Annotated in this window: 16 protein-coding genes and 7 pseudogenes; 11 read left to right on the top strand and 12 right to left on the bottom strand. The window is 72.7% G+C overall.

Annotated elements, in window-relative coordinates:
- Nucleotides 1–23: 23 nt before the first annotated feature.
- The 6 genes and pseudogenes from U6N30_RS31855 to U6N30_RS31880 all read left to right on the top strand — a co-directional run.
- Nucleotides 24–284, top strand: a pseudogene (locus U6N30_RS31855) (hypothetical protein); the annotation flags it as partial.
- Nucleotides 203–1,414, top strand: a complete 1,212-nt coding sequence (gene serS / locus U6N30_RS31860; protein WP_324275445.1) for a serine--tRNA ligase — start codon at nt 203–205, stop codon at nt 1,412–1,414. The pseudogene U6N30_RS31855 and the gene serS, both read left to right, overlap by 82 nt.
- A 24-nt stretch (nt 1,415–1,438) precedes the next feature.
- Nucleotides 1,439–2,155, top strand: a pseudogene (locus tag U6N30_RS31865) (HAD hydrolase family protein); the annotation flags it as partial.
- Nucleotides 2,156–2,271: 116 nt separating this feature from the next.
- The gene (locus tag U6N30_RS31870) at nt 2,272–2,349 is read left to right on the top strand and encodes a hypothetical protein (protein ID WP_324278562.1); all 78 of its coding nucleotides are present in this window, start codon (nt 2,272–2,274) and stop codon (nt 2,347–2,349) included.
- Nucleotides 2,342–3,145 (top strand): Cof-type HAD-IIB family hydrolase, encoded by an 804-nt coding sequence (locus U6N30_RS31875; RefSeq protein ID WP_324275446.1) that lies wholly within the window; start codon nt 2,342–2,344, stop codon nt 3,143–3,145. The genes U6N30_RS31870 and U6N30_RS31875 overlap by 8 nt, the downstream gene beginning before the upstream one ends.
- 252 nt (nt 3,146–3,397) lie before the next feature.
- Nucleotides 3,398–5,044, top strand: coding sequence for a methyl-accepting chemotaxis protein (locus U6N30_RS31880; protein WP_324275447.1), 1,647 nt, complete (start codon nt 3,398–3,400; stop codon nt 5,042–5,044).
- Between the two features lie 196 nt (nt 5,045–5,240).
- Here the strand turns inward: U6N30_RS31880 and U6N30_RS31885 are convergent, their stop codons facing one another.
- Entirely contained in the window at nt 5,241–5,510 is a 270-nt protein-coding gene (locus U6N30_RS31885; RefSeq protein ID WP_324275448.1) for a DUF4190 domain-containing protein, read from the bottom strand.
- The gene (locus U6N30_RS31890) at nt 5,507–5,728 is read right to left on the bottom strand and encodes a hypothetical protein (RefSeq protein ID WP_324275449.1); all 222 of its coding nucleotides are present in this window, start codon (nt 5,726–5,728) and stop codon (nt 5,507–5,509) included. The genes U6N30_RS31885 and U6N30_RS31890 overlap by 4 nt, the downstream gene beginning before the upstream one ends.
- 185 nt (nt 5,729–5,913) lie before the next feature.
- Between U6N30_RS31890 and U6N30_RS31895 the strand changes: the two genes are divergently transcribed.
- Entirely contained in the window at nt 5,914–6,828 is a 915-nt protein-coding gene (locus U6N30_RS31895; protein WP_324275450.1) for a slipin family protein, read from the top strand.
- Here U6N30_RS31895 and U6N30_RS31900 read toward each other — a convergent pair.
- Entirely contained in the window at nt 6,797–6,991 is a 195-nt protein-coding gene (locus U6N30_RS31900) for a DUF1707 SHOCT-like domain-containing protein (protein ID WP_324275451.1), read from the bottom strand. The genes U6N30_RS31895 and U6N30_RS31900 overlap by 32 nt on opposite strands.
- Before the next feature lie 39 nt (nt 6,992–7,030).
- Nucleotides 7,031–7,824: pseudogene (locus tag U6N30_RS31905) on the bottom strand (bacterial proteasome activator family protein).
- Here U6N30_RS31905 and U6N30_RS35060 point away from each other — a divergent pair.
- Both U6N30_RS35060 and U6N30_RS31910 read left to right on the top strand, forming a co-directional pair.
- Nucleotides 7,823–7,912: pseudogene (locus U6N30_RS35060) on the top strand (hypothetical protein); the annotation flags it as partial. The pseudogenes U6N30_RS31905 and U6N30_RS35060 sit on opposite strands and share 2 nt — an antisense overlap.
- Nucleotides 7,913–7,931: 19 nt before the next feature.
- A complete protein-coding gene (locus tag U6N30_RS31910) occupies nt 7,932–8,297 on the top strand; it encodes a hypothetical protein (RefSeq protein ID WP_324275453.1) in 366 nt (121 codons plus the stop codon).
- A gap of 38 nt (nt 8,298–8,335) precedes the next feature.
- On the opposite strand, the gene U6N30_RS31915 is transcribed toward U6N30_RS31910, so the two are convergent.
- The 3 genes and pseudogenes from U6N30_RS31915 to U6N30_RS31930 form a co-directional block, all read right to left on the bottom strand.
- A complete protein-coding gene (locus tag U6N30_RS31915) occupies nt 8,336–8,896 on the bottom strand; it encodes a zinc-binding dehydrogenase (RefSeq protein WP_324275454.1) in 561 nt (186 codons plus the stop codon).
- Nucleotides 8,897–9,059: 163 nt separating this feature from the next.
- Nucleotides 9,060–9,326: pseudogene (locus tag U6N30_RS31925) on the bottom strand (alcohol dehydrogenase catalytic domain-containing protein); the annotation flags it as partial.
- A 43-nt stretch (nt 9,327–9,369) separates the two neighbouring features.
- Nucleotides 9,370–10,035 (bottom strand): NAD(P)-dependent oxidoreductase, encoded by a 666-nt coding sequence (locus U6N30_RS31930; protein ID WP_324275456.1) that lies wholly within the window; start codon nt 10,033–10,035, stop codon nt 9,370–9,372.
- 221 nt (nt 10,036–10,256) lie between these two features.
- Between U6N30_RS31930 and U6N30_RS31935 the strand changes: the two genes are divergently transcribed.
- The gene (locus tag U6N30_RS31935) at nt 10,257–11,150 is read left to right on the top strand and encodes an AraC family transcriptional regulator (protein ID WP_324275457.1); all 894 of its coding nucleotides are present in this window, start codon (nt 10,257–10,259) and stop codon (nt 11,148–11,150) included.
- 64 nt (nt 11,151–11,214) lie between these two features.
- On the opposite strand, the gene U6N30_RS31940 is transcribed toward U6N30_RS31935, so the two are convergent.
- The 4 genes and pseudogenes from U6N30_RS31940 to folP form a co-directional block, all read right to left on the bottom strand.
- Nucleotides 11,215–11,736 carry an AMP-binding enzyme gene (locus U6N30_RS31940; RefSeq protein ID WP_324275458.1) on the bottom strand — a complete coding sequence of 174 codons (522 nt, stop codon included), beginning with the start codon at nt 11,734–11,736 and terminating at the stop codon, nt 11,215–11,217.
- Nucleotides 11,712–12,897: pseudogene (locus U6N30_RS35065) on the bottom strand (AMP-binding protein). Before U6N30_RS35065 ends, U6N30_RS31940 begins: the two are co-directional and overlap by 25 nt.
- Nucleotides 12,898–12,902: 5 nt before the next feature.
- Nucleotides 12,903–13,328 carry a PaaI family thioesterase gene (locus tag U6N30_RS31960; RefSeq protein WP_324275462.1) on the bottom strand — a complete coding sequence of 142 codons (426 nt, stop codon included), beginning with the start codon at nt 13,326–13,328 and terminating at the stop codon, nt 12,903–12,905.
- A 148-nt stretch (nt 13,329–13,476) separates the two neighbouring features.
- On the bottom strand, nt 13,477–14,337 hold the full coding sequence (gene folP, locus U6N30_RS31965) for a dihydropteroate synthase (RefSeq protein WP_324275463.1): 861 nt from the start codon (nt 14,335–14,337) through the stop codon (nt 13,477–13,479).
- Between the two features lie 71 nt (nt 14,338–14,408).
- Here folP and U6N30_RS31970 point away from each other — a divergent pair, with 71 nt between their 5' ends.
- The gene (locus U6N30_RS31970; protein WP_324275464.1) at nt 14,409–14,870 is read left to right on the top strand and encodes a MaoC family dehydratase; all 462 of its coding nucleotides are present in this window, start codon (nt 14,409–14,411) and stop codon (nt 14,868–14,870) included.
- A 123-nt stretch (nt 14,871–14,993) separates the two neighbouring features.
- On the opposite strand, the pseudogene U6N30_RS35070 reads toward U6N30_RS31970, so the two are convergent.
- Nucleotides 14,994–15,365: pseudogene (locus U6N30_RS35070) on the bottom strand (cupin domain-containing protein); the annotation flags it as partial.
- Nucleotides 15,366–15,372 lie beyond the last annotated feature (7 nt).

Consider the following 15,372-nt stretch of genomic DNA (forward strand, 5'->3'; position numbering starts at 1 on the left):
CATGCCACAAGTGTATGGAGCGCATGGTCTGGTTGACCAGACCATGCGCGGAGCCGGTCCAGCCGGAGGACCGGACGTGCAGCCGCGCCGTGGTTCGGCTCCACGTCCGCTCATGCGGCCGGCCCCTGCCCGCCACCTACGATCGTGGCGTGATCGACCTGCGACTCGTGCGCGAGAACCCCGACCTCGTCCGTGCCAGCCAGTGCGCCCGGGGCGGCGACGAGTCCCTGGTCGACGCGCTGCTGACCGCCGACGCCGCGCGGCGCGAGGCTGTCAAGCGGGCCGACGATCTGCGCGGGGAGCAGAAGAACGCCTCGCAGGCGGTCAAGAAGGCCACCCCGAGGAGCGGCCCGCGGTCCTCGAGCGGGCGAAGGCGCTGGCCGCGGAGGTCAAGGAGGCCGAGGAGGAGCAGCGGGCCGCCGACGCCGCGCTGCGCGAGGCGCACCTCAAGCTGCCGAACGTCGTCGCCGACGAGGTGCCGCCGGGCGGTGAGGACGACGCCGTGACCCTGCGGACCGCCGGCGAGGTGCCCACCTACGACTTCCCGGTGCGCGACCACATCGAGATCGGCGAGGCACTCGGCGCCATCGACATGGAGCGTGGGGCCAAGGTCTCGGGCGCCCGGTTCTACTTCCTCACCGGCCCGGGCGCGCTGCTGGAGTTCGCGCTGGCCCAGCTGGCGATCAGCCGCGCCGTGGCCGCCGGCTTCACCCCGGTCATCGCTCCCGCGCTGGTCAAGCCCGAGGCGATGGAGGGCACCGGTTTCCTCGGCGAGCACGACGAGGAGGTCTACAAGATCGAGCGGGACGACCTGTACCTCGTCGGCACCTCGGAGGTCGCGCTCGCCGGCATGCACGCCAAGGAGGTCCTCGACCTCTCCGCGGGCCCGAGGCGCTACGCCGGCTGGTCCTCCTGCTTCCGCCGCGAGGCCGGCTCCTACGGCAAGGACACCCGCGGCATCATCCGCGTCCACTGGTTCGACAAGGTCGAGATGTTCAGCTTCTGCCGGCCGGAGGAGACCGAGGCCGAGCACCTGCGGCTGCTGGCCTGGGAGGAGGAGTTCCTGCAGGCGCTGGAGCTGCCCTACCGGGTGGTCGACATCGCGGCCGGCGACCTGGGGACCAGTGCCACCCGCAAGTACGACATCGAGGCCTGGTTCCCGACGCAGGGCACCTACCGCGAGCTGACCAGCACCTCCGACTGCACCACCTTCCAGGCGCGGCGGCTGAACATCCGCTACCGCGACGAGGACGGGAAGCCGCAGACGGCGGCGACGCTCAACGGCACGCTGTGCGCGATCGCCCGCACCATCGCGTGCCTGCTCGAGGTCCACCAGCGGGCCGACGGCGCCGTGCACGTCCCGAAGGTGCTGCGCCCGTGGCTCGGCGGGGTGGAGGAGCTCACCCCGGGATGACGCTCTCGGCCGCGGTGCCCCCGCATGAGCCGGGAACGACCGAAGGCCCTCAAGGCCTACGGCGTCCTGCCCGACAGGGACCGGGTGATCGACCTCGGCGAGCTGGGCCCCTGGCGGCCCAAGCTGGTCGCCAGCGATCTCGACGGCACGCTGCTGGACAGCGACGGCGAGGTGAGCCCGCGGACGCGGGCGGCGCTCGAGGGCTGCTGGGACGCCGGGATCCCGGTCGTGGGCGTCACCGGCCGCGGTCCCCGGCTGTTCGACAGCGTCCGGGTCGCGCTCGACGGCCGCGGCATCGCGGTGCTCGCCCAGGGCGGGTTCGTCGTCGACCTCGAGCGCGACGAGGTGCTGCGCACGGTCGGCCTGCCCCGCGACCAGGCGCAGGCGGTGATCGACCGGATCGAGGCGGTCGCGGGGGACCTGATCATGGCGGTCGAGGACGCCTCGGAGCAGAGCGAGATCTCCGGCCCGCTCCGCGTGCAGCACGGGTTCGACTGGCCCTACCCCGAGCCCGCCCACCTGCTGCCCAAGCACGAGGTCCTGCCGCCGGGCGCCGTCCTCAAGGTCTTCCTGCGCTCGGCCGCCCTGGGGCAGGACGAGCTGCTGGCCCGCGCGAAGGCCGTCGTGGATCCGGCGGACGCCGAGGTGACGCACGCGGGGCTGGGCTTCATCGAGGTGCTGCCGCCGGGCATCACCAAGGCCACCGGCCTGGCGATCGCACTGGAGCGGTACGGCGTCGGCTTCGGTGACGTGCTCGTGTTCGGCGACATGCCCAACGACCTGCCGATGCTCACCACGGTGGCCGAGGCCGGGGACGGGCGATCGCGGTGGCCAACGCGCACCCCGCCGTCCACGCGGTGGCGACCGGCGTCACCAGCGGGCACGACGCCGACGGCGTCGCGCGCTACCTGGAAGCGGTGATCGCGGATGTCTGACTGGAAGCCGCGCCTCATCGCCAGCGACATGGACGGCACGCTGCTGCGCTGGGACGACACCGTCAGCGAGGCCACGGTCGCCGAGCTGGACCGCTGGCGCGGTGACGGCGTCCCGGTCGTGCTGGCCACCGGCCGCCCGCCGCGCTGGATGCACCGGATCCGCGAGGTGCTCGGCTCCGGGACGGCGGTCTGCTGCAACGGCGCGGTGCTCCTGGACCTCGGGACCTTCGAGATCCTGCACGAGGAGCCGGTGCACCCCGACGTCCTCCGGACGGTCACGGCCGAGCTGCGCCGGCGACAGCCGGACACGTGGTTCGCGGTCGAGTACGGCCTGGAGTTCCGTCACGAGCCGATCTACAAGCCACGGTGGGACGTCGACGCCCCCGGGGTCGCCGAGGCCACCCTGGCGGAGATGGTCGTCCAGCCCGTGGCCAAGCTGCTGGCCCGCCACGAGGACCTGCCGCGGGACGAGTTCGTGGCGCTGGTGGAGGACGTCGTCGGCGACCGGGCCACGGTCACCAACTCCTCCACCGACGCCCTGGCCGAGATCTCCGCCGCCGGCGTGACCAAGGCGTCAGGTCTCGCCGCGGTCGCCGCCCGGCACGGGATCGGCCCGGAGGACGTCGTCGTCTTCGGGGACATGCCCAACGACATCGCCGCCTTCGAGTGGGTGCGCGCCGCCGGCGGCCGGGCGGTGGCGATGGCCCACGCCCATCCCGATCTCATGGCCGTGGCCACGGATGTCACCGGCACCAACGAGGACGACGGCGTGGCGCAATTCCTCCGGGCGCTGTAAAGCCGCAGGTCGGAGGGGCGTCCGCACGTGGAGGCGTCGAAGGAGACCGCCGACGCGCTGGCGCAGGTGTCCGGGCGGCTGCAAGAGCTCTTGGGCGGCTTCCGCTTCTGAGCGCCCCTCATCTGCACCGACGCGACCGGCCCGATCAGTGATCGGGCCGGCCGCTGACGTCCGGCTGAACCTCGGCAGCTCGTTGCCGAAAGGAATGTGACAGGCACGGACGGTGCCGATCTCGGGAGAGTGATCACGACGATGGATTCGACGCAGGCAGCTGACTTCACGGTGGCCGAGGACGTGAGCAGCGAGCAGCCTGCCGGCCGAGGCCGCTCCTGGGGACTGCGCTCGCGGATGCTGGGCGCCATCCTGGTCGTCGCCCTCACGACCGTCTGCGTCGGTGCCTTCGGGATCCAGCGGATGTCCGTCCTGAGCGACCAGGCCGAGAAGGTCTACGCCGAGGGCACCGTGCCGGTCGATGCTCTGCGCGAGCTCCAGGTGAACTGGTGGGAGCTGTCCGCCTACACCGCTCGGGCCAACATCCAGACGCTGCCGGCTGAGAGCCGTGCGTCGTCGCAGGAGAAGGCCGGGCTCGCCGCGCAGGCGCTCGCGGAGAACACCGCCACAGCCGTCGAGCTGCCCATGTCGGCGGAGACGCGCGCCGCGTTCGATGAGTTCGCCTCCGCGTCACAGGGATACTTGGAGCTGCTCGGCCAGCTCGTCGCAGGCACGGGCACACTGACCCCCGTCCAGCAGATGGCGATCATCCAGCCGATGAACGAGTTCGAGGCGACCATCGTCGAGTCGCTCGTCACGGCCACGGAGGCGGCGTCCGCCACCGCCCAGGTGACGACCACCGAGGCGCAGAACGCGTACGAGACCGGCCGCACTCTCACGCTACTGATCATCGTCGTCGGCCTGGTCGTCTCCGTCGTCCTCGCCGTCCTGGTGTCGCGCAGCGTCACCCGCCCGGTTCAGCGGATCCGCGAGGTCCTCGGCCAGGTGGCCGCCGGCGACCTCAGCGTCCGCGCCGGCCGCACCGGCGGCGGCGAGCTCGGCGAGATGGCCGAGTCGCTGGACGAGACGCTCGACGCGATCGGCACCGTGCTGGTCCTGGTCAACGACTCGTCCACCCGACTGGCGGCGGCGTCGACGCAGCTCAACGCAGCGGCCGAGGGCATGCGGACGAACGCGCAGACCGCGGCCGGCCAGGCTGACGAGGTCGTCGCCTCCGCCGGGGCAGTCGCCTCCAGCGTCGACACCGTGGCCACCGGTTCCTCGCAGATGGAGTCCGCGATCCGGGAGATCGCGCACAACGCCACCGAGGCCGCGCGCGTCGCCGGTCAGGCCGTCTCGGTCGCCGAGAACACCACGAGGACGGTCGGCAAGCTCGGCGACTCCTCCCAGGAGATCGCCACGGTCATCAAGCTGATCAACGGCATCGCCGAGCAGACCAACCTGCTCGCGCTCAACGCCACCATCGAGGCGGCGCGGGCGGGCGAGGCCGGCAAGGGCTTCGCCGTCGTGGCCAGCGAGGTCAAGGAGCTGGCGCAGGAGACCGCCCGGGCCACCGAGGACATCTCCAAGCGCGTCGAGGCCATCCAGGCCGACACCGCGGGCGCCGTGGACGCGATCAGCCAGATCAGCACGGTGATCGGCGAGATCAACGACTTCCAGGCGACCATCGCCGCGGCGGTCGAGGAGCAGACGGCGACCACCAACGAGATGAACCGCAACGTCGCCGAGGCGGCCAGCGGCACCCAGGGCATCGCCGCGGCGATCACCGGGCTCGCCGCCGGTACGCAGGAGACCAACCAGCGGGTCGCCGACGCCCAGCGCGCGGCCGGCGAGCTGGCGCGGATGAGCGGGGAGCTGGAGGACGCGGTGGCACGCTTCACCGTCTGACGACAGCCCTGGGAGCATCGCAGCGAGGAACGAGCGAGGAGCGGACCGGCGCGCGGAGTCAGACCGTCAGCTCCGTCTGACGACAGCCTTGGGAGCATCGCAGCGAGGAACGAGCGAGGACGCCCTGCAATGAGGCCCCGTCACGCACGACGGCGCCGGACCCCTCGGGGAGCCGGCGCCGTCGTGCGTCCATGGGTCAGGTCAGGACGTTGTAGGCGATCACCATGTTCACGATCGCCACGACGATCGCCACGGCACCGGTGACCAGTCCGGCGGTCGCCTTCCCGCTGCGGGCGCCGTTGCGGCGGGCGACCGCACCGAGGGCGACGCTCACCACGCCGAGGGCCAGCCCGATGACGGCGAACAGGACGGCGAAGACGATGCCCACGATGCCGGTGACGAGGGAGGCGACCGCGAGGCCGTTCTGCTGCTTCGCGGGAGTGGGCGAGTGCTGTTCGGTGGTCACGGTTCCTCCGCTTCCGAGCGGCCGGCGTCTCCGGCCGTGATCACGAACGTGGGATCGCTCGTGGTCAGCGGCAACAGGAGGTGGGCCTGTTCACCTGGTCGGGGGACCGTCGAGTTGCGCTTCTCGAGCACTGGCCGCCACAACGACAGCCATCCGCCGTCGCGGAGACCAACCAGCGGGTCGAGGACGCCCGGCTCGCAGCGGCCGGCCTGGCTCACGTGAGCACGGAGACAGCCCATGAGCACCTTCTGACCGGCCGCCGTCCGTTGTGCAGGTGGCCGGGGCCAGAGCAGGTCACGGCGCCGGCGAGGCGCTGGTGGGAGAGTGGTCGGGGACGGGTCGGCGCCGCAGGTGCCGTGGGAATGTCCTGACGCCACCGCGCCGGCCGTGGAGGTGGCTCCGCATGGAGATCCTGCTCATCGTTCTCGCGATCGTCGGAGTGCTCGCAGTGGTCGTGCTGGGTGCGAGCGTCCGAGCGGTTCAGCAGTACCAGCGCGGCATCGTGCTGCGCTTCGGCCGGTTGCTTCCGAATGTCCGGGAACCGGGGCTGCGCCTGATCATTCCCTTCGTCGACCAGATGACGAAGGTGCCGGTGCAGACGCTGGTCCTCGATGTGCCGTCCCAGGGGACCATCACCCGGGACAACGTGACCGTCGGCGTCGACGCCGTCGTGTACTTCCGCGTGGTCGACCCGGTCCGGGCGGTGATCAACGTGGAGAACTACATGATCGCCACGTCGCAGGTCTCCCAGACATCGCTCCGGTCGGTCATCGGCCGGGCCGATCTGGACACGCTGCTCTCGGACCGGGAGCAGATCAACAGCGAGCTCCGGGCCGTGATCGACAGCCCCACCGAGGACTGGGGCATCAAGATCGATCGGGTCGAGGTGAAGGACATATCCCTGCCCGAGGGGATGCGCCGGTCGATGTCGCGGCAGGCCGAGGCAGAGCGCGACCGGCGAGCGCGCGTCATCGACGCCGAGGGAGAGTTGCAGGCGTCGGCCAAGCTCGCAGAGGCGGCCGCGGCCATGAGCGCCACCCCGGGAGGGCTGCAACTGCGGCTGTTGCAGACCATCGCCGACGTCGCGTCGGACAAGAACAGCACGCTGGTCATGCCTTTTCCGGTGGAGCTGCTGCGCTTCTTCGAGCACGCCACCGGCGGCAACCCGGAGGCGGCGGGCGCGGAGCGGCCGACGGCTGCCGGACCGACGACGTCGCCGGCCGAGCTGCCGGCCTCGGACGGCGGGGCGCCCGGACTACCCGGCGGTCAGGCGGACGGCGTCCCCGTCACCAGAGACTCCGCGGCAGGTCGTGGGTGAGTTCGGCGAGTTCACCGAGGGTGCGGGCGGCGTAGGCCGCCTGCACCCGCTCGTCGAACTCGTCGACGGTGAGCCGACCCTGGCTGAGTCCACGCTGGAGCTGGCGCACGGTTTCCTCGCGGTCGGCGTCCGACGCACGGACCTCACCGTCGCGTGAACTCACGAGCACTCCTCTCTCGCCCCATGATCGACTGCGGAGGGCCTATAGGTACTGGCCGCCGCCGGGGCGGAAGTCCGGCTGCTGGCCCCCGGGCGCGGAACCACCGGGCAGGGCCTTGCGGCGGACCTCCTCCAGCTGCGCGCGGGCGGCCATCTGCTGCGCGAAGATCGCGGTCTGGATGCCGTGGAACACGCCCTCGAGCCAGCCGACCAGCTGCGCCTGGGCGATCCGCAGCTCGGCGTCGGACGGCGTCTCGCCCTCGGTGAACGGCAGCGTGATCCGCTCCAGCTCCTCCCGGAGCTCCGGCGACAGTCCGTCCTCCAGTTCCCGGATGGACGCGGCGTGGATGTCGCGGAGCCGGTTGCGGCTGGCGTCGTCCAGGGAGCCGCCCGGACCTCCTCCAGCAGCTGCTTGATCATCGTGCCGATCCGCATGACCTTCGCCGGCTGCTCCACCATCTCGCCGACACCGGGCGGACCGTCTCCGTCGTCGTCGCCGTGGGGCAGGGCGAGGGCGCCGACCGGCTGCCCGTCGGGGCCCACGACGACGACCTGTTGGGGGCGCTCGCTGCCGTTCCCGGGTGCAGTCATGACCCCATCCTCCCCGTCCGGCCTCCGCGCCGGACGCCTGGTCCCGAGACGACGATGGAGAGTCGCCGGTCGTCCCGGTGAACCGCGGACCGGCGGGCGCCGTGATGTGGGGAAGGTGGGCCGGTCGACCCTCCGGGAGGAGCGGCACCGTGCGCAGGACGACGGGAGTGACGGCTCTCGTGGCCGTCGGCGTGCTCCCACTGTCCGGCTGCGCATCCGACGACGGCGTGAGGGGGACGTGGGCATGATCGAGCGGGACGACGGCACGCGCCAGGTGACCCTCGGCGGACTGCCCCGGTACACCTACGCCGGGGACTCCGAATCTGGCGACGTGACCGGACAGGGTCGACCGGGTGACGGCCGCGGCCCTGCGGCCCCGGCACCGCGCCCGTCGGTGGCTCGTGACGGCGGCGGTCGCTGCCCTCGGCCTCGGCGCCGGTGTGACCTCCTGGCTCACCGGCGACGACGGGCTCACCCGCTCGGCCACCGCCGGGCCGGTGCAGGCCAGTGTCACGGCGAGTGCGGACGGCGAGGGCAGCGCGCTGGACGTGACGGTCGCCGGCCTGCGCCCCGGCAAGACCTGCACACTGGTCGCCGTCGACGACGACGGCGTACGGCACCCGGCGGGGAGTGGCCGGCGTCGTCCGACGGGGGCGGCCGCTGGGTGGGCCGGGCGCGGTCGGGCCCGGGGAGGTGGACGAGCTGGTGCTCCTCGGTGACGGCGGCCGGGAGCTGGTCCGGCTGGACCTCTGAGGGCTCAGTCCTCGGGCAGCAGCAGCACCTTGCCGATGTGCTCGCTGGCCTCGACCACCCGGTGCGCCTCCGCGGCCCGGGACATCGGCAGCCGACGGTCGACGATCGGGCGGATGACGCCACGCTCGACGTCGGGCCACACGTCGTGCCGGACCGCAGCCACGATCTCGGCCTTGCCGCCCCGGCCGGTGGCCGGCCGCGAGCGCAGCGTCGTGGCGTGCACCGAGGCGCGCTTGCCCAGCAGCTTCGCGATGTCCAGCTCGGCCTTGGTGCCGCCCTGCATGCCGATGATCACCAGCCGACCGCCCACGGCGAGGGCATCGACGTTGCGGCCCAGGTACTTGCCGCCCATGTTGTCCAGGACGACGTCGACGCCCCGGCCGTCGGTCGCCTCGCGGACCCGCTCGACGAAGTCCTCGTCGCGGTAGTTGACGCCCACCTCGGCGCCGAGCTCGCGGCACACGTCGAGCTTGGCCGCCGTCCCCGCGGTCGTGAACACGCGCGCACCGGCGCGGGCGGCCAGCTGGATCGCCATCGTGCCGATGCCGCTGGACCCGCCGTGCACGAGGAAGCTCGCCCCGCCGCAGCCCGGCCAGCAGGAAGACGTTGGACCAGACCGTGCAGGTGACCTCCGGGAGGGCCGCCGCGGTGGCCAGCTCGACGCCGGACGGGCGCGGGAGCAGCTGCCCGGCCGGGACGGCGACGCGCTCGGCGTACCCGCCGCCCGACAGCAGCGCGCACACCTCGTCGCCCACCGACCAGCCGGCCACGTCCTCGCCCACCTCGCTGATGACGCCGCTGCACTCCAGGCCGAGGATCTCGCTCGCGCCCTTCGGCGGTGGGTAGAACCCCTGCCGCTGGAGGAGGTCCGCCCGGTTCACCGCCGTCGCCGCGACGTCGACGACCACCTCGCCCGGGCCGCAGACCGGATCCGGCACCTCCGCCCAGCTGAGCACCTCGGGACCACCGGGCTCGGAGATCGTGACCGCATGCATGACCTCGACCCTAGGGCCCGCCGGCTCCGGGGCCCAGGGCCCGTCAGACCGGGACCCGCGCCGCGCCGGACACGGAGACGCTGGAACCGACGTCACCGGTCCCGGTCGCCAGGCGGGCGAGGATCTCCCCGACGGCGCGGCGGGACACCCTCATCCCGTCCACGTCGCCCGTACGGGACGCGGTGGCGGCCTCGTCGCCGTCGGTCAGGTTGACCGGTTGCACGAGCGTCCAGTCCAGCCCGCTCGCCCGCACGATCTCCTCCTGGCGCTCGTGGTCGGCGATCTGCGGGCGGAGGACGAGCGCGAAGACCACGCGTGAGGAGAAGGGCAGCCGGTCCCGCGTCTCGCCCACCCCGTAGGACGACTGGACGACGAGCCGGCGCACGCCGTGCCGCGCCATCGCCTCGACCACCGTGGCCGTGCCCCGCGACCGCACGTCCAGGGGCGTGCCGGAGCTACCGCGCAGCCGCACCCGCAGGGCGCTCTCGCTGATGCCCAGCGTCACCACGACGGCGTCCTGACCCTGGACCGCGGCCGCGACGTCCCGCGCCCTCGTCGCGTCGCCGTCCAGCGCCCGGACCGCGTCGCGCCCGGCGAACGCGTCGCTCGCGTGCCGGGCGAACGCGGTGACCTCGTGCCCTCCGTCGGCCAGGGCGTCGACCGCCGCCCGCCCGGATCCGCCTGTGGCGCCGATGACCAGAACCTGCATGACCGTGCTCCCTCACCGGTGTGCCGATGCCGTCGATCGGCGTGCATCCACCCTGCAGCGGACGACAGGTGCCGTAGAAGGGCTGTGGATCCGCATTCCATGACCGATCGTCCACCGGACCTGGACGACGGATCGGTACTGGGCCAGGCTGGTCCGGTGACCGCGCCCCCGCCCCGTGGTCGCCCGTCGACCCGCTCGGGGTCCTCCTGGGCGATCTGCGGATGCGCGGCACCTTCTACTGCCGGGCCGAGGCCAGTGCGCCGTGGGGCGTCGAGATGCCGGCGATCCTCGGCTGCATGAGCTTCCACGTCGTCGTCGAGGGTGGCTGCCGGCTCGAGGTGGCGGGCGCCGTGCACGAGCTGCGCGCGGGTGCCCTCGCGCTCGTCCCGCACGGCCGCGGCCACGTCCTCCGCAGCGGCCCGGGCGCCGCGGTCGCGGGGCGGGCCGACGTGCTGCCCCAGGAGTACCTGGGCGAGCACTACTCGGTGCTGCGGCTGCCGGGCGGCGGGGCGACGTCCCGGTTGGTCTGCGGGGTGGTGGAGCCGGAGCGGGCCGGTGCCGCGCACCTGCTCGACCTGCTGCCCCCGGTGCTCGTCGTGGAGTCCCGGGACACCGGGCTAGGCGGCTGGCTGACCGTGCTGCTCGGGATGATCGCCGACGAGGTGCGCGAGGACCGCCCCGGCGCCGAGGCGGTGGTGACGCGGTTGGCCGACGTCATCGTCGTCCAGGCCATCCGCGGCTGGCTGGACACCGGCGGGACCGGTCCCGGCTGGCTGCGGGCCCTGCGCGATCCACAGGTGGGCCGGGCGGTGTCGCTGGTCCACCGCGAGCCCGGCGGCCCGTGGACGCTGGACCGGCTGGCGCGCGAGGCCAGGATGTCGCGGTCGGCGTTCGCTGCACGGTTCACCGAGCTCGCCGGCGAGCCCGCGCTCCGCTACGTCACCCGCTGGCGGATGCACCTGGCGACGGTCGCGCTCGGCCGGGGCGCCCGGGTGGGCGAACTGGCCCGGCAACTGGGCTACGACTCCGAGGCGGCCTTCGCGCGGGCTTACAAGCGGGTCGTGGGCGTGTCCCCGGGATCGGTCCGGGCACGGGCGGGCGAGGCGGCGGGCTGAACCCCGCCCACCCCGGACGACGACGGCGCCGTGCCCCGGTGAGGGCACGGCGCCGCGGTCGGCCTCAGCGGGCCTTGAGGTCCTTGCGCAGGATCTTGCCGGCCGCCGACTTCGGCACGGCGTCGATGAACTCGACGAAGCGCACCTTCTTGTGCGGGGCCACCTTGACGGCCATGTACTCCATGACCGCCTCCTCCGTCAGCTCCGAGCCGGGCGCGCGGACGACGAAGGCCTTGGGCAGCTCCTCCCCGCTCTCCTTGTCCGAAACACCGATCACGGCGGCGTCGGCGATCTCGTCATGGCCGATCAGCACGGCCTCGAGCTCGGCCGGGGCCACCTGGTAGCCCTTGTACTTGATCAGCTCCTTGACCCGGTCGACCACCGTGTAGCGGCCTTCGTCGTCGACGACCGCGACGTCACCGGTGTGCAGCCAGCCGTCGGGGTCGACCGTGTTCGCCGTCGCCTCGGCGTTGTTCAGGTAGCCCTTCATGACCTGCGGGCCGCGGATCCACAGCTCGCCGCGCTCGCCCGGGGCGGCGTCCTCGCCGGTGCCCGGATCGATCAGCCGGCACTCGGTGTTGGGCACCGCGTAGCCGACCGCCCCTTGGGGACGTCGGTCTGCGCGCCCGGCGGCTCGCAGCCGGGGTCGGGGGTGGTGTGGGAGACCGGCGACAGCTCGGTCATGCCGTAGCCCTGGCCCACCGTGACGCCGTCCTCGGCGCCCTTGCGCAGCCGGGTCTGGGCGGCCAGGGCCAGCTGCTCGTCGAGCGGGGCGGCGCCGGAGAGGATCGAGGTCAGCGACGAGAGGTCGTAGGAGTCGACCAGCGGGTGCTTGGCCATGGCCAGCAGGATCGGGGGCGCCACGAACGCGCGGGTGATCTTGTGGTCCTGGATGGTGCGCAGGAAGTCCTCGAGGTCGAAGCGGGGAGGGTCACCACCGCGCCGCCCCACGCCAGGCCCTGGTTCATGAGCACGGTCAGGCCGTAGATGTGGAAGAACGGCAGGACGGCGATGATCCGCTCGTCCTCGCCGAGGCTGATCAGCGGCCGGCACTGCGCGACGTTCGCCACCAGGTTGCGGTGGGTGAGCATGACGCCCTTGGGCAGTCCTGTCGTGCCGCTGGAGTACGGCAGCGTGACCAGGTCGGTCCCGGGGTCGATGTCGACCTGCACGCTCGGGGCGTCGGCGCCCAGCAGGTCGAACAGGTTGGCGTGCCCCTCGGCGCCGTCGAGCACCACGATCTCGTCGAGCGGGGACTTCTCGGCCGCAGCGGTGGCGCGGTCCAGGAACAGCGAGATCGTGATCAGGATCTTCGCGCCGGAGTCCTTCAACTGGAAGGCGATCTCGTCGGGCGTGTAGAGCGAGTTGATCGGGCTCATCACGCAACCGGCGGCCGCGATGCCGTGGAACACCACCGGGAACCAGGGGTGTTCGGGCAGAAGACGGCGACGACGTCGCCCTTGCGCAGCCCGCGGGCGTGCAGGTTGGCGGCGACGCGGTCGACGTACGCGGCCAGCTGGCCGTGCGTGATCACGTCGCCCTTGAGGCCGTCGATCAGCGCGGGCGCGTCCGGGCGGTCCTTGCCGGCCGACAGGACGAACTCGGGCACCGACAGGTTCGGGATCTCGACATCGGGATACGGGCTGGCCAGGGCCACGGGGTTCCTCCTCAGTGCAGGTGTGGCGCCAGTCTCACACCTGGCGTGTCGGGCGCCACACGGGGTTACCCGCCGGTTCGCCCGGTTCACATCGATCAGCGCGGCCAGAGCACCGACTGGGTGCAGCGGAACAGCGCGATGGTCTTCCCGGTCGCTGCGTTGGTCACCACGGCGTCCCAGACCTGCGTCGTCCGGCCGGCGTGGACGTTCGTCGCCGTGCAGTCGATCCGTCCCTCGCGGGCCGTGCCCAGGTGGTTGCTCTTCAGCTCGATGGTGGTGAAGCCGCTCGACCCCTCGGGCAGCAGTGCCCGCGTGGGCAGCCCGCAGCTGGTGTCGGCGAGCGTGACGACGGTGCCCGCGTGCAGGAAGCCGTTGGGGGCGAGCAGCTCGGGCCGGACGTCGAGGTGGCTGGTCAGCCGCCCACGCTCGTGGGTGTCGATGACGATGCCGAGGAGCCCGGGGAAGGTGCCCGGGAGGAGGGCGTTGAGCTCGTCGGCGGTGTGGAACCCGGTGGCGGCCATGCCCGGCAACCTAGCGTCGTCGTCCCTGGGGCCGTGTGGCCGTGGCGAGGCGGCCCGACGACGTCCCCCTCACCGTTCAGGGACCTCCCCACGGTCGACCGCGAGGTAGGACCCCTGGTGATCAGGTTCCCTGATCATCAGGGGGCTCTCAGGCGAGGCCGCGGACGGTGCGGACGGGCGCGCGGGTGCCGCGGATCGAGGCCACCATGTCCAGCGTCTGCCGGGTGGCTGCGACGTCGTGCGCGCGGAACACCCGGGCACCCAGCCAGGCGCTGACGGCGGTCGCGGCCAGGGTGCCGGTGAGCCGCTCCTCCACCGGGACGTCGAGGGTCTCGCCGACGAAGTCCTTGTTGGACAGCGCCACGAGCACCGGCCACCCGGTCGCGACCAGCTCGTCCAGGCGCCGCGTGGCTTCCAGCGAGTGCCGGGTGTTCTTGCCGAAGTCGTGGCCGGGGTCGATGAGCACCCGCTCCCGCTCGACACCGGCGGCCACCGCGGCAGCTGCCAGCGCCGTCGTCCGCCCGACGATGTCGGCGACGACGTCGTCGTACTGCACGCGGTGCGGGCGGGTCCGCGGTGGCAGGCCGCCGGCGTGGGTGCAGACGAGGCCGGCGCCGGCCTCGGCGGCGACCGCTGCCAGCGTGGGGTCCACCCCGCCCCAGGCGTCGTTGACGACGTCGGCGCCCGCCGCCAGCGCCTCCTTCGCGACCGACGCACGCCACGTGTCGATCGAGATGGGCAGCGTCGGGTGCGCGGCCCGGATCGCGGCCACCAGGTCGACGGTGCGGCGCGCTTCCTCGGCCGGGGAGACGTCCTCGCCCGGCGCCGCCTTCACGCCGCCGACATCGACCATGTCGGCGCCCTCGGCCACCACCCGGTCCACCCGCTCCATGGCGGCGGCCATTCCGAAGGTGGCGCCGCGGTCGTAGAACGAGTCGGGTGTCCGGTTCACGATCGCCATCAGCACGAACGCGCCGTCGGGGACGTCCCGCGCACCGATCCGCAGCAACCCGTGCCCTCCTCGCCCGCGCCGATGTGGTGGAGTCAGCCAACCAGACCGAGTCGAAGGGGACAGACCACATGGCGCAGACCACCGTCGAGGGCATCGAGGGCGTGCAGGGGCTGGTCGGCCAGCACCTCGGCCACAGCGACTGGGTGGAGATCACCCAGGAGCGGGTGAACCTGTTCGCCGAGGCGACCGGCGACCACCAGTGGATCCACGTCGACGTCGACCGGGCGACGAAGGAGAGCCCCTTCGGCGGTCCGATCGCGCACGGCTACCTGACGCTGTCGCTGCTGCCGATGCTCGTGCCGCAGATCGTCGAGATCACCGGGTTTCGCATGGGCGTCAACTACGGCACCGAGAAGGTGCGCTTCCCCGCGCCGGTGCCGGTCGGCAGCCGGGTGAGGGCGAGCGCCGTCATGGACGAGGCCAAGCCGATCGACGGCGGCGTCCAGATGTTGGTCACCGTGACCATCGAGATCGAGGGCGGCAGCAAGCCGGCGATGGTCGCGACGAGCGTCACCCGCCGCTACCTCTGACACGGCAGGGCGACGCTCAGCGGTGCAGGTCGTCGACCCAGCGGATCTCCTGGGGGCGGCCTCGACGTCGGGCAGGTCCAGGTTGACGACCACGGGCTCCTGCCCGCTGCGGACCAGCACGCAGGACAGCGGCTCGTCCTCGCTGGCGTTCAGCTCCTGGTGCGGCGCCCACGGCGCGACGTAGATGAAGTCACCGGGGCCGGCCTCGGCCGTGAACTCCAGGCGCTCGCCCCACTTCATCCGCGCGCGACCGCTCACCACGTAGATGACGCTCTCCAGGTCGCCGTGGTGGTGCGCGCCCGTCTTGGCGCCCGGGTGGATCACCACGGTGCCCGCCCACAGCTTCTCGGCACCGGCCCGCGCCGCGTTGATCGCCGCGGCGCGGTTCATCCCCTCGGTCTGGGCCGTGTTCGTGTCGAGGTCGCCGGCGCGGACGACGCGGATACCCGTCGTCCGCCAGTCGGTGCCGGCCTGCGGGGTGGGTTCGGTGGACATCGTCGTT

Source organism: Blastococcus brunescens (assembly GCF_035320885.1).
Lineage (GTDB): Bacteria > Actinomycetota > Actinomycetes > Mycobacteriales > Geodermatophilaceae > Blastococcus_B > Blastococcus_B brunescens.

Coding starts and splice junctions, on each gene's coding strand:
- U6N30_RS31875 (WP_324275446.1), top strand. CDS start 2,342: ATGTCTGACTGGAAGCCGCGCCTCATCGCCAGCGACATGGACGGCACG.
- U6N30_RS31930 (WP_324275456.1), bottom strand. CDS start 10,035: ATGCAGGTTCTGGTCATCGGCGCCACAGGCGGATCCGGGCGGGCGGCG.
- U6N30_RS31960 (WP_324275462.1), bottom strand. CDS start 13,328: ATGGCCGCCACCGGGTTCCACACCGCCGACGAGCTCAACGCCCTCCTC.
- U6N30_RS31970 (WP_324275464.1), top strand. CDS start 14,409: ATGGCGCAGACCACCGTCGAGGGCATCGAGGGCGTGCAGGGGCTGGTC.
- U6N30_RS31935 (WP_324275457.1), top strand. CDS start 10,257: ATGCGCGGCACCTTCTACTGCCGGGCCGAGGCCAGTGCGCCGTGGGGC.
- U6N30_RS31895 (WP_324275450.1), top strand. CDS start 5,914: ATGGAGATCCTGCTCATCGTTCTCGCGATCGTCGGAGTGCTCGCAGTG.
- U6N30_RS31880 (WP_324275447.1), top strand. CDS start 3,398: ATGGATTCGACGCAGGCAGCTGACTTCACGGTGGCCGAGGACGTGAGC.